The sequence below is a fragment of the Streptomyces sp. NPDC031340 genome, assembly GCF_055569945.1.
The window spans coordinates 20,106-32,687 of record NZ_JBVIIE010000068.1 but is presented as its reverse complement, the minus strand read 5'-3'; the positions used below and the strand labels follow the sequence as shown (position 1 = coordinate 32,687).

8 protein-coding genes are annotated in these 12,582 nt (G+C 73.4%); 5 read left to right on the top strand and 3 right to left on the bottom strand.

The genetic code is table 11. The features are described 5' to 3' along the window. Nucleotides 1–62: 62 nt before the first annotated feature. Nucleotides 63–695, bottom strand: a complete 633-nt coding sequence (locus ACZ5GT_RS35395) for a response regulator transcription factor (RefSeq protein WP_469034712.1) — start codon at nt 693–695, stop codon at nt 63–65. Further along, nucleotides 695–1,966, bottom strand: a complete 1,272-nt coding sequence (locus ACZ5GT_RS35390; protein WP_469034709.1) for a sensor histidine kinase — start codon at nt 1,964–1,966, stop codon at nt 695–697. The genes ACZ5GT_RS35395 and ACZ5GT_RS35390 overlap by 1 nt, the downstream gene beginning before the upstream one ends. A gap of 198 nt (nt 1,967–2,164) precedes the next feature. Between ACZ5GT_RS35390 and ACZ5GT_RS35385 the strand changes: the two genes are divergently transcribed. Together ACZ5GT_RS35385 and ACZ5GT_RS35380 are read left to right on the top strand one after the other, a co-directional pair. After that, the gene (locus tag ACZ5GT_RS35385; protein ID WP_469034706.1) at nt 2,165–2,902 is read left to right on the top strand and encodes an ABC transporter ATP-binding protein; all 738 of its coding nucleotides are present in this window, start codon (nt 2,165–2,167) and stop codon (nt 2,900–2,902) included. Continuing rightward, nucleotides 2,896–5,352, top strand: coding sequence for an ABC transporter permease (locus ACZ5GT_RS35380; RefSeq protein ID WP_469034671.1), 2,457 nt, complete (start codon nt 2,896–2,898; stop codon nt 5,350–5,352). Before ACZ5GT_RS35385 ends, ACZ5GT_RS35380 begins: the two co-directional genes overlap by 7 nt. 120 nt (nt 5,353–5,472) lie before the next feature. On the opposite strand, the gene ACZ5GT_RS35375 is transcribed toward ACZ5GT_RS35380, so the two are convergent. Then, nucleotides 5,473–7,275 (bottom strand): glycoside hydrolase family 15 protein, encoded by a 1,803-nt coding sequence (locus tag ACZ5GT_RS35375; protein ID WP_469034669.1) that lies wholly within the window; start codon nt 7,273–7,275, stop codon nt 5,473–5,475. 502 nt (nt 7,276–7,777) lie between these two features. Here ACZ5GT_RS35375 and ACZ5GT_RS35370 point away from each other — a divergent pair. The 3 genes from ACZ5GT_RS35370 (at nt 7,778) to ACZ5GT_RS35360 (ending at nt 12,522) form a co-directional block, all read left to right on the top strand. Beyond that, nucleotides 7,778–9,463 (top strand): CTP synthase, encoded by a 1,686-nt coding sequence (locus ACZ5GT_RS35370; protein ID WP_469034667.1) that lies wholly within the window; start codon nt 7,778–7,780, stop codon nt 9,461–9,463. Nucleotides 9,464–9,546: 83 nt separating this feature from the next. After that, entirely contained in the window at nt 9,547–10,173 is a 627-nt protein-coding gene (locus ACZ5GT_RS35365; RefSeq protein WP_469034663.1) for an NUDIX domain-containing protein, read from the top strand. Nucleotides 10,174–10,434: 261 nt separating this feature from the next. Next, nucleotides 10,435–12,522, top strand: a complete 2,088-nt coding sequence (locus ACZ5GT_RS35360; RefSeq protein WP_469034661.1) for a tetratricopeptide repeat protein — start codon at nt 10,435–10,437, stop codon at nt 12,520–12,522. Nucleotides 12,523–12,582 lie beyond the last annotated feature (60 nt).

Here is a 12,582-nt window from a genome sequence, read left to right as displayed (position 1 = left end):
CGTCGGGGACCGGCGGACGGCCGTGACGCAGGAGTCCGGGGCGGCCCGGCGCGCCCGGTGGGTCAGGCCCGGAGATACGCGAGGACGGCCAGGACCCTGCGGTGGGTCGCGTCGGTCGGAGGCAGGTCCAGCTTGGCGAGGATGTTGCCGACGTGCTTGCCGATCGCGGCTTCGGAGACCACCAGCTCCCTGGCGATCGCGCCGTTGGACCTGCCCTCGGCGATCAGCGCCAGCACCTCGCGTTCGCGCGGGGTGAGCCGCTCCAGCGGATCGCGGCGGCGGCGCAGCAGCAGGCGCACCACCTCCGGGTCGACCACCGTCCCGCCGGCCGCGACCTTGCGCAGCGCTTCCACGAACTCCTCGACCTGGCCGACCCGGTCCTTGAGCAGATAACCGACGCCCGACCCGTCGCCGGAGTCCAGCAGCTCGGCGGCGTACGTCCGCTGCACGTACTGACTGAGGACCAGGACCGGGAGGGCGGGGCGCTTCTCGCGCAGCCGCACCGCCGCCTGCAGGCCCTCGTCCTGGAATCCGGGCGGCATGCGGACGTCCGTCACCACGATGTCGGGGAGGTGCTCCTCGACCGCGGCGGTCAGTGCCCGCGCGTCCCCGACGGCCGACACCACCTCGTGGCCGCAGCGGCCGAGCAGGCCGACGAGCCCTTCCCGCAGCAGCACGCTGTCCTCGGCCAGCACTACGCGGAGCGGTCGGCCGCCCTGGTCAACTGGCAAGGAAACTCCACACGCAACAGAGTCGGTCCACCCGGCGGACTGGTCAGGGCAAGTCTGCCATCCAGGACCGACACCCGGTCCGCGAGACCGGTGAGGCCGCTGCCCGCCGAGGGGTCCGCGCCGCCGCGGCCGTCGTCGCGCACCTCGAGGAACAGGCGTCCGTCGCGATGACCGCCGCTCACCCGCGCGCGGCCGGCCCCGCTGTGTCTCGACACGTTGGCGAGCGCCTCGCAGACCACGAAGTACGCCGCGGACTCGACCGCCTGAGGCGGCCGTCCCGGCAGCCGGAGATCGACGTCGACGGGGATCACGCAGCGGTCGGCGGCGTCGGCGACCGCGGCCGGAAGGCCGTAGTCCGTGAGGACCTTGGGGTGGACGCCGTGGATGAGCTCGCGCAGTTCCGCGAGCGCCTCGCCCGCCTCCTCGTGGGCCCTGGCGAGCTGGTCGGCGAGCGGGCCGGGCGGGGCGTCGAGGCGGGCCAGCCCGAGGGCCAACGTCAGTGCCACCAGGCGCTGTTGGGCGCCGTCGTGCAGATCGCGCTCGATCCGGCGCCGCTCCGCCTCGAAGGCGTCCACCAACCGGACGCGGGAGCGGGCCAGTTCGACCATCTCGGCGCCGAGCTCGCCCTCGCGGGAGGCGATCAGCAGCCTGGCCAGCCCGGCACGGGCGCCCGCCGTGACGCCGAGCGCGTAAGCGCCCAGGCCCGTCAGGAGCAGACCCAGTACGGCGACGCCGAACGCGGTCGGCCAGGTGGTGACCGTCCACTGTTTGAGCACCTTCGCCTCATGGCCGTCGCCGATCGTGGCCATCAGCAGCGGCGTGGCGGCCATGGACAGCGGGAAGCACAGGGCGACCGTGATCGCCAGGGCGTCGACGGGCCACAGCAGCCCGGCGAACAGCAGCGCGTACCCGAGCTCCCGCCAGGTCGCCTGTTCCCGCAGCCGGGTGGTCAGCCAGGCCCACAGCCCCGGGGCGGCCGGCACCCGGTGCCGGCCGGACACCGGATCGCGGGCGATCAGGCGCAGCCTGCGCCGCTCCACCCAGGCCACCGGGATCCCGCCGAGGGCGATCACGACCAGCAGCGGCAGCCCCACCAGGAGCAGGGCGAGCGCGCCGCAGACCGCTGCCGCGGTCACGATCCCCGCCAGGGTGACGACCCCGGTCACCGCGCCGGTGAGCAGATACGCGGCGGAGCGCCAGGGCCAGGCCGACAGCAGGAAGCCCGGCCGGGACATGGCCTGCCACACGTTCCGAGGGTGCATGTGCATGACCGTAGGGGGCCGCATCGGCCGGTGCCATCGGTCCGGACTCCGTATCCGGGGTAGGTCTGGCCCTACCCCAGGTCTCGTTCCGGCCGTACTGCGTCACCGGGGCGGTCCGCGGTTTCGTGGAGGCACCGACGAACCGAGGAGCAGACGCTGGTGAGGGAACACATGTCCGACGACGCGATCCGACTGCGGTCCGTGACCCGGCGGTACGAGGCGGGCGGCACCTCCGTCACCGCCCTCGACCAGGTGTCGCTCGCCTTGCGGAGGGGGACCTTCACCGCCGTCATGGGCCCGTCCGGGTCCGGCAAGTCGACCCTGCTGCAGTGCGCCGCGGGCCTGGACCGGCCCACGTCGGGCTCGGTCACTGTGGGCGGCACCGAGCTGACCACGCTGAGCGAGACCGGGCTGACCCTGCTGCGCCGCGACCGCGTCGGCTTCGTGTTCCAGGCGTTCAACCTGCTGCCCTCGCTGACCGCCGAGCAGAACGTGGCCCTGCCGCTGCGGCTGGCCGGCCGCCGCCCGAAGAAGTCCCAGGTGCGCGCGGTGCTCGAACAGGTCGGGCTCGGCGACCGGGCACGGCACCGGCCGGCGGAGCTGTCCGGCGGCCAGCAGCAGCGGGTGGCCCTGGCCCGCGCCCTGATCACCCGCCCCGACGTGCTGTTCGGCGACGAGCCGACCGGCGCGCTCGACTCCCGGACCGGCCGCGAGGTGCTGACCCTGCTGCGCGGCACGGTCGACCGGGACGGCCAGACGGTCGTCATGGTCACCCACGACCCCGTCGCCGCCGCCCACGCCGACCGCGTCGTCTTCCTCGTCGACGGCCGGGTCAACGGCGAGCTGACCGGAGCCTCCGCCGAGGACATCGCCGCGCGCATGACCGAGCTGGAGGCGGCGCCGTGCTGAGCACCACGCTGCGCACCCTGCGCACCCGCTGGGTCACCTTCGTCGGCAGTTTCGTCGCCCTCTCGCTGGGCGTGGCGCTGATCGCGGTGATGGGGCTGGCCCTGGCGTCCTCGCTGCACGCACCCGGCCGGGGGCCGGAGCGGTTCGCCGCCGCGCCGGTCGTCGTCAAGGGCCAGGACACCCTCGAGGTGCCCACCTCGAAGGGCGGCCGCACCCAGAAGCTCGCGCGGCCGCGCGCCGTGCCCGACGCCGTGCTCGCGAGGCTGCGGCGCCTCGGGACCGTCGTCGAGGACCGGTCGTTCGCCGTGCGCGCCGCCGACGGGCCCGCCGGACTGGTGGGCCACCCCTGGTCCACCGCGGCCTTCGCACCGTACGAACTGCACGCGGGACGCGCGCCGGAGGCCGCGGACGAGGTCGTCGTCAGCGGTGACTGGGCCCGTCCGGGCACCCGGGTGCGGACCGACGGAGGCACCGTGCGCGTCGTCGGCACCGTGGCCGGGCTCGGCTTCGAGAACGCCGTGTTCTACACCGACACCCGCGCCGCCGAACTGTCGCCGCGCAGCCTCCAGTCGGTGGTCGACGCAGACGCGGCGGCCGTGCGCGAGGCGGTGCGCGGCAGCGGCGGCGTGCAGGTCCTCACCGGGGACGCGCGCCGGTACGCCGACGCCGACCCCGACCGGGACAGCGAGGCCCTCACCGCGATGAACGCCATGTTCGGCACGGCCGGCGGCGTCACCGGGTTCGTGTCGGTGTTCGTGGTGGCCTCGACGTTCGCGTTCGCGGTGGCCCAACGGCGTCGCGAGTTCGGGCTGCTGCGCACCGCCGGGGCGACCCCGGGGCAGATCCGCCGCATGGTCGTCTCCGAGGCGCTCGTGGTCGGTGTGCTGGCCTCGGCCGCCGGCTGCGCGCTGGGTTCCTACGGGGCTCCGAAGCTCGCCGAGTGGGCGGTCGACGAGAGGCTCGCGCCCCGCTGGTTCACCATCGGCGACGACACCTGGCCCTGCCCCGTGGCGTTCTCGACCGGCCTGTCGGTGGCCCTGTGCGGCGTGCTGGCCGCGTCCTGGCGGGCCGGTCGCACACCTCCCGGCGAGGCGCTGCGCGAGGCGGCCGTGGACACCCGGGCGCTGACCCGGTGCCGCGGGCTGTCCGGCGCGGCCCTGCTGATCACCGCCGCGGTGACGCAGGCCCTGGCCCTGCTGACGGACCCGGGCGACCTGCTGCATCGCAAGACCTATGTGAGCCGGCCGATGCTGCTGATCACCGCGGTGGCGCTGCTCGCGCCGGTGCTGGTGCCGCCGCTGGCCCGGCTGATCGCCTGGCTGCCGGCCCGGCTGCCAGGCGCGGGCGGGACGCTGGTGCGGGAGAACGCCGCGGCCGGGGTGCGCCGTACCGCCGCCGTCGCGGCGCCGGTGCTGGTCACGGTCGCGCTGGCGGGCTCGCTGCTGGGCGCCACCGCCACCCTCGACGAGGCGAAGGCCGCCGAGCTGCGCGCGCGGACGGCCGCCGACTTCGTGGTCACTGCGGCGGGCGGCGCCGGCTTCGACGAGGCGACGCTGAGGCGGCTGCGGGCCGTGTCCGGTGTCGTGGTCTCCGCGAGCTCGTCGAGCGCCGTGTACGTCCTGGAGGACGGCACGGCGCTCATCAGGTCCGACGCCAGGGCCGTCGAGCCGGAACCGCTCGCGGCGACGGCGCGCCTCCCGCTCGCCGCGGGGAAGGTGAGCGACCTGGACGACGACTCGATCATCGTCAACGAGGAGTGGCAGAAGCACACCGTGGGCGAGCGCGTGGACGTGTGGCTCGGCGACGGCACGCGGAAGTCCCTGAAGATCGCCGCGGTCATGACCACCGGCACCGGCGGCAACGGCGTCTACGTCACCCCGCGCAACGCCCCCGGGGCGCCTGTCGACCGGGTCGACGTACGCCTCGCGGACGGCGCCGGTACAGCCGCCGTGGCCGCCGGTCTGCGTCGGGCGGTGCGGGCGTCGGGCGGGCAGGTCCTCACCGGGGACGCCTGGGTGCGGGCGAGCCGCTCCGGGGCCGGCCGGACGACCCGGGCGGGCCTCTTCCTGGTCCTCGGGATCGCCCTGCTGTACACCGGCATCTCACTGGCGAACACGATGGTCATGGCGACCTCCGGCCGGGTCCGCGAGCTGGCTGCGCTGCGGCTGGCCGGCGCCACCAGGGGGCAGGTGCTGCGGCTGGTGGGCGGCGAGGCGCTGCTGGTCGTCATGGTCGGCGGACTGCTGGGAGCGCTGGTCGCCGGGCTCGGCCTGGCGGGCATGTGGAGCGCGCTGGGCCTGCTGTCGGTGCGGACGTCCGTCGCGGTGCCGTGGGCGACGCTCGCGGCGGTCGTGGGCGCCTGCGCGGTGCTCGCCGTGATCTCGGCGGTCGTCCCGGCAGGCCTCTGCCTGCGCCGCGGAACGGTGGAACTCGCGGGCATGCGCGAGTGACCGGCCGGCGTCGGCAGCCGTCCCGGATCCGGCGGCGGCGGGCGGAGCACCCGGTCGTGTGCCGTTCGCCGGCGGCGCGCCCCGGTCGTCCGCGCGGGACGACCGGGGCGGTCCGAGCGGTCAGCCGCCGTACGCGCCCGAGGCGGTCAGGCGCAGGGCCGTGTCGATCAGGGGCACGTGGCTGAAGGCCTGCGGGAAGTTGCCGACCTGGCGCTGGCGGCGCGGGTCCCACTCCTCGGCGAGCAGGCCGAGGTCGTTGCGCAGCGACAGCAGCTTCTCGAACAGCTTGCGGGCCTCGTCCACCCGGCCGATCATCGCGAGGTCGTCCGCCATCCAGAACGAGCAGGCCAGGAACGCGCCTTCGTCGCCGGGCAGGCCGTCGACGCCCTCGCTCTCGCCCTCGGTGGGGTAGCGCAGGATGAACCCGTCCGGGGTGGACAGCTCGCGCTGGATCGCCTCGATGGTGCCGATCACCCGCTTGTCGTCCGGCGGCAGGAAGCCCATCTGCGGGATCAGCAGCAGCGAGGCGTCCAGTTCCTTCGAGCCGTAGGACTGGGTGAAGGTGTTGCGCTCCTTGTCGTAGCCCTTCTCGCAGACGTCCCGGTGGATGTCGTCGCGCAGCTCGCGCCAGCGCTCCAGCGGGCCGTCCGCGTCGCCGGACTCGATGAGCTTGATCGTGCGGTCGACGGCGACCCAGGCCATCACCTTCGAGTGCACGAAGTGACGGCGCGGGCCGCGCACCTCCCAGATGCCCTCGTCCGGCTCCTGCCAGTGCTTCTCCAGGTAGCGGATGAGCTTCAGCTGGAGCAGGGAGGCGTAGTCGTTGCGGGCCAGGCCCGTCATGTGGGCCAGGTGCAGCGCCTCGGTGACCTCGCCGTACACGTCCAGCTGGAGCTGGTGGGCGGCGCCGTTGCCGACGCGCACCGGCGCGGAGTTCTCGTAGCCGGGCAGCCAGTCCAGCTCCGCCTCGCCCAGCTCCCGCTCGCCCGCGATGCCGTACATGATCTGCAGGTTGTCCGGATCGCCGGCGACGGCCCGCAGCAGCCACTCGCGCCAGGCGCGGGCCTCCTCGCGGTAGCCGGTGCGCAGCAGCGAGGACAGGGTGATCGCCGCGTCGCGCAGCCAGGTGTAGCGGTAGTCCCAGTTGCGGACGCCGCCGATGTCCTCGGGCAGCGAGGTGGTCGGCGCGGCGACGATGCCGCCGGTGGGGGCGTACGTCAGCGCCTTCAGCGTGATCAGCGAGCGGACCACCGCCTCGCGGTAGGGGCCGTGGTACGTGCAGTGCTCGACCCACTCCCGCCAGAAGTCCTCGGTGGCCTGGAGCGACTGCTCCGGCTCCGGCAGCGCGGGCGGCTGCTTGTGCGAGGGCTCCCAGGAGATCGTGAACGCGATCCGGTCACCCGGGGCGACGGTGAAGTCCGAGTAGGTGGTGAGCCCCTTGCCGTACGTCTCGCACTCCGTGTCGTACCAGACGGAGTCCGGGCCGGCCACGGCCACCGTGCGGCCGTCGTGCCGGTGCACCCAGGGCACGACACGGCCGTAGGAGAAGCGCATCCGCAGCGCCGAGCGCATCGGGACCCGCCCCGTGACGCCCTCCACGATCCGGATCAGCTGGGGGGCGCCTTCACGCGGCGGCATGAAATCGGTCACCCGGACCGTGCCGCGCGGGGTGTCCCACTCGGACTCCAGGATCAGCGAGTCGCCCCGGTAGCCGCGCCGGGCCGCCGTGGGGGGCTCGGCCTCGGAGGCGTGCGCGGGGCCGAGCCGCCAGAAGCCGTGCTCCTCGGTGCCCAGCAGGCCGGCGAAGATGGAGTGCGAGTCGAAGCGGGGCAGGCACAGCCAGTCCACTGTCCCGTCCCGGCAGACCAGCGCCGCTGTCTGCATGTCTCCGATGAGTGCGTAATCTTCGATGCGCCCGGCCACGTGCAACTCCAGTCGAACGGCCACGTCGCCCCGGGAAGGGGCTGTCGCTAGTGCGGTCAAGGGGTCGTTGTATTGCGTCGTTGAGCGGTGAAGCAAAGCAGTCGTCCGTGCTGGGTGGCAAAACGACGATTCATGCTCAATGAACTGACGAGCTCTCGTTGTTCCGGTGAGTACGGGCGGGGGTGTGCCGTCCTACCCGGCCGGGCTCGGCAGCGAGTGTCCGAGCAGGATACGACGCACGTAGATGATCTGCGTGCCGCTCTCGGCAACCCGGGTCAGCCGAACGGGTGAGCAACGGGTGAGAAACCCGTGAGGGCGCGCGGGTCCGTGTCGACGCGTGCGCGGAGAGTGGCCGGAAGCCTTGGTGTCCCGGCGCTGATACCCTGGTAGCCCGTGGACCGGTGGGAGAAACCCCCCGAACCGCAGCGACGGCACCCCCGGAGATTCCCGGTCGGCAGCCGCACAGCACCCAGACCGCGACCACGGGAGCCCCCTCTTGGCCATGCCCGCTGCTTTCCGAAACAGCACAGCCACGACGACCAAGCACATCTTCGTCACCGGGGGTGTCGCCTCCTCGCTCGGGAAGGGTCTGACGGCCTCCAGCCTCGGCATGCTGCTCAAGGCGCGGGGCCTGCGCGTCGTGATGCAGAAGCTCGACCCGTACCTGAACGTCGACCCCGGCACGATGAACCCCTTCCAGCACGGTGAGGTGTTCGTCACCAACGACGGCGCCGAGACCGACCTGGACATCGGCCACTACGAGCGTTTCCTCGACCGTGACCTGGACGGCTCCGCCAACGTCACCACCGGCCAGGTCTACTCGACGGTGATCGCCAAGGAGCGGCGCGGCGAGTACCTCGGCGACACCGTGCAGGTCATCCCGCACATCACCAACGAGATCAAGCACCGCATCCGCCGCATGGCGACGGACGAGGTCGACGTCGTGATCACCGAGGTCGGCGGCACGGTCGGCGACATCGAGTCGCTGCCGTTCCTGGAGACGGTGCGCCAGGTCCGCCACGAGGTGGGCCGCGACAACGTCTTCGTCGTCCACATCTCGCTGCTGCCCTACATCGGCCCCTCGGGCGAGCTGAAGACCAAGCCGACCCAGCACAGCGTGGCCGCGCTGCGGAACATCGGTATTCAGCCGGACGCCATCGTGCTGCGCTGCGACCGCGAGGTGCCGACCGCGATCAAGCGCAAGATCTCGCTGATGTGCGACGTCGACGAGGCCGCCGTGGTCGCCTGCCCCGACGCCCGGTCGATCTACGACATCCCGAAGACCGTGCACGGCGAGGGCCTGGACGCCTACGTCGTCCGCAAGCTGGACCTGCCGTTCCGCGACGTGGACTGGACGACCTGGGACGACCTGCTCGACCGCGTCCACAACCCCGACCACGAGATCACCCTCGCCCTGGTCGGGAAGTACATCGACCTGCCCGACGCCTACCTCTCGGTCACCGAGGCGCTGCGCGCCGGCGGCTTCGCCAACCGGGCCCGTGTCAAGATCAAGTGGGTCACGTCCGACGACTGCAAGACCCCGGCGGGCGCCAAGGCGCAGCTCGCGGACGTCGACGGCGTGTGCATCCCCGGCGGCTTCGGCGACCGCGGCGTGCTGGGCAAGGTCGGCGCGATCCGCTACGCCCGCGAGAACCGGATCCCGCTGCTGGGCCTGTGCCTGGGCCTGCAGTGCATCGTGATCGAGGCCGCGCGCAACCTGGCCGACATCTCGGACGCCAACTCCACCGAGTTCGACCCGGCCACCGCCCACCCGGTGATCTCCACCATGGCCGAGCAGCTGGACATCGTCGCCGGCGACGGCGACATGGGCGGCACCATGCGCCTGGGCATGTACCCGGCCAAGCTGGCCGAGGGCTCCATCGTGCGCGAGGTCTACGACGGCAAGGAGTACGTCGAGGAGCGCCACCGGCACCGCTACGAGGTGAACAACGCCTACCGCGCGGAGCTGGAGAAGAAGGCCGGCCTGCTGTTCTCGGGCACCTCGCCGGACGGCAAGCTCGTCGAGTACGTCGAGTACCCGCGCGACGTCCACCCCTACCTGGTCGCCACGCAGGCGCACCCCGAACTGCGCTCGCGCCCGACCCGCCCGCACCCGCTGTTCGCCGGCCTGGTGAAGGCGGCCGTCGAACGCCGTCAGGAAGCGGGCGAGCGGGAGAATTCGAAGTAACACACCGGTTGTACGGTGGCCGGGGTGCATACCTTCACGAGGTGAGCACCCCGGTTTTCTCTTTGCGCGCGGAAGGGCAGGGCATGACGATCAAGGACACCCCCGAGGAGTGGGAGATCCGGGCGACGGACACCCCCTTCACGGGCAACAAGACCTCCGTCCGCACCGACGACGTGGTCATGCCCGACGGAACGGTCGTCCACCGCGACTACCAGGTCCACCCCGGCTCGGTCGCCGTCCTCGCCCTCGACGAGGAGGGCCGGGTGCTGGTCATCCGCCAGTACCGCCACCCGGTGCGCCACAAGCTGTGGGAGATCCCGGCGGGCCTGCTCGACGTGCCCGGCGAGAACCCGCTGAGCGCCGCCCAGCGCGAGCTGTACGAGGAGGCCCACGTCAAGGCCGGGGACTGGCGGGTCCTGACCGACGTCTACACCAGCCCCGGCGGCTGTGACGAGGCCGTGCGGATCTTCCTCGCCCGCGACCTGTCCGCGGCCGACGGCGAGCGCTTCGAGGTCGAGCACGAAGAGGCCGACATGGAGATCGCCCGGGTGCCCGTGGCCGAACTGGTCCGGGGCGTGCTCGCGGGCGAGCTGCACAACAACTGTCTCGTGGTGGGCGTGCTCTCGTTGGTCGCCGCGCGGAACGGGGACGGGCTGGACGCGCTGCGCCCGGCCGAGGCGCCGTGGCCGGCGCGCCCCTTCGAGGCCTGAAAGCGGGCCTGAAAGCGGGCCTGAAAGCGGGCCTGAACGCGGGCCTGAACGCGGGCCCGCACGCGGGCCTGAACGCCGCCTTGAACGCAACCGGCCCCACCGCCCCCGCCGTCCCCACCGGTACGACCATCGCCTGATCCGATCGGGGGATGCGCCCGCCGCGCTCGTCACGGAACGTTGCAGAGCGTGAACTAGGCTCTGTACATGCCCGGACCGGGGTCCCGGCGGGCTTGCGCGTGCGGTGGGACGGGAGTGTGGCCCGTGACGGATCAGGCGGTGGACACGGCCGGCGTACGGCTGTCGGAGCGCGCTGCCGAGGAGAGTCAATTCCTGGGCCGCATCCGTGAGTTGAAGGAGCTGCGGGCCGACATCGAACGCGCCGGCCTGGACACCCTGGCCGGCCGCAAGGCTCCCCGCGCGCGCGTGCTGCTCATCGCCGGCCGGCCCGGCTCGGGCCGCACGGCGCTCGCCGAGGAACTCGTACGGCAGGTCGCGGACCGTTACCACGACGGGGTGCTGCGCGCCCGCCTGAGCGAGCCCGACGGCACCCCCGTCCCCGTCGGGCGGACCGCCCGGGAACTGCTCGCCGCGCTGGACCGGTCCGCCCCGCCCGGAGCCACCGAGGACGACCTGAGCGACGCCCTGCGCGCCGCCCTCGCCGGCCGCCGCGCCCTGCTCCTGCTGGACGACGCGGCCGACGCCGAACAGGTCGACGCGCTCCTCCCGGACAACCCCGACTGCCTGGTCGTCGCCGTGTCCGGCGGCCCGCTCACCGGCATCTCCGACGTGCGCCCCTGCACCCTCGGCGGCCTGGACACCAAGTCCGCCATGGAATTCCTGACCCGGTACGCCGGCTCCGTGCGCGTCACCGTCGACCCCCGGTCCGCCGAGGACCTCGTCGAGGAGTGCCAGGCCCAGCCCGCCGCGCTGCTGCTGGCCGGCGGCTGGCTGGCCGCCCGCCCCGGCGCCGCCGTCGCCGACCTCGCCAAGCAGCTGCGCGCCGAGGGCGAGGAGGCGACCCCGCTGAGCCGGGTCTTCCGGCTCGCCTGCGCCGCGCTGCCCGCCCCGGCCACCCGCGTCCTGCGGTTGCTCTCCCTCGCCCCGGCCGGCCTGGTCGACCCGCACACCGCCTCCGCGCTCGCCGGCTGCTCGGTGGGCGCCGCGCGCGCCGCCCTGGACGACTTCACCGCCCTCGGCCTGCTGCGGGCGGTGGACTCGCCGCTGCCGCGCTACGAGGTCCCCGGTTGCCTGCACCCCCTGCTCGAGGCGCTCGCCGAGAGCCAGGACCGCCCCGGGGAACTGCAGCTGGCCCGCGCCCGGATGCTGGAGCGGACCGTGCGGCTGCTGCAGTCGTGCCGGGCGATCACCGAGACCGACAGCCTCGACGCGCGCGAGAAGCTCCAGAGCATGCCCCGCTCCCTGCGCTTCCCCAATCCGCGGGCGGCCGAGGAGTGGCTGCGGGTCAGCGGGCCCGCCCTGCTCGCCCAGGCCCGCCTCGCGGTGGCCGACGGCGAGCTGGACACCCTCGCCCGCCGCCTGATGTCCCAGCTGGTCAGGGCCATGATCGCGCACTTCGGCACGCAGGCCGCCGCGGCCGACCTGTACGGCGTCCACCGGCTGGTCCTCGACGTGGCCGAGCGGCGCGGCCTGCCCCGCGAGAAGGCCGCGGCGCTGCTGAACCTGGGCGACCTGGACGCCCGGACCGGCCGCACCGCCGAGGCGCTGGCACGCTATCGGGCCGCGCTGGACGCCGGACGCGAGGCGAACGACCCGTACGCGACCGGCCGCGCGATGGAATCCGTAGGCGGCGCCCACCAGGAACTCGGTGATCACGACCGGGCCGCCGACTGGTACGGCCGGGCTCTCGCCCAGCGCCTGGCCCGCGGCGAGCACGCGGACGCCGCCCGGCTGTACGGCCGTATCGCCGAGGCCCACACCTACACGGGCCGCTACGGCGAGGCACTGCGCAACTGGCGCGCGGCGGTCGCCGGGTACCGAAGGACCGGCGATGTGGCCGCCCAGGCAAGGGCGTTGAGCGAGCTGGCGCGGGTCCAGGAGTACGCGGGACGGCCCGCGGAGTCGCTGGGGACCTGCCACGAGGCGGTGGAGCTGGCGAGCCGCGCCGGGGACGTGCGTCTGCAGGCCGCGCTGCAGCTACGGCTCGCCGACACGATGGAGCACCTGGGCGACCCCGTGGCGGCCGGGGTGCACCGGAGCGCGGCCGAGCGGCTGCTGGCGGATGAGCCGGATGAGCCGGATGAGGGGGTGGATGAGGCACCGGAGGGGACCGGTCAGCCGAAACACGGCGCTGACGCCTGCGAAATCCGTAGTACATCCGCTGAAGATTGATGCAATGAAAGGCTAGACAGCGGGAACACCTTCATTAAACTGGCTCTGCCGCACCTTCTC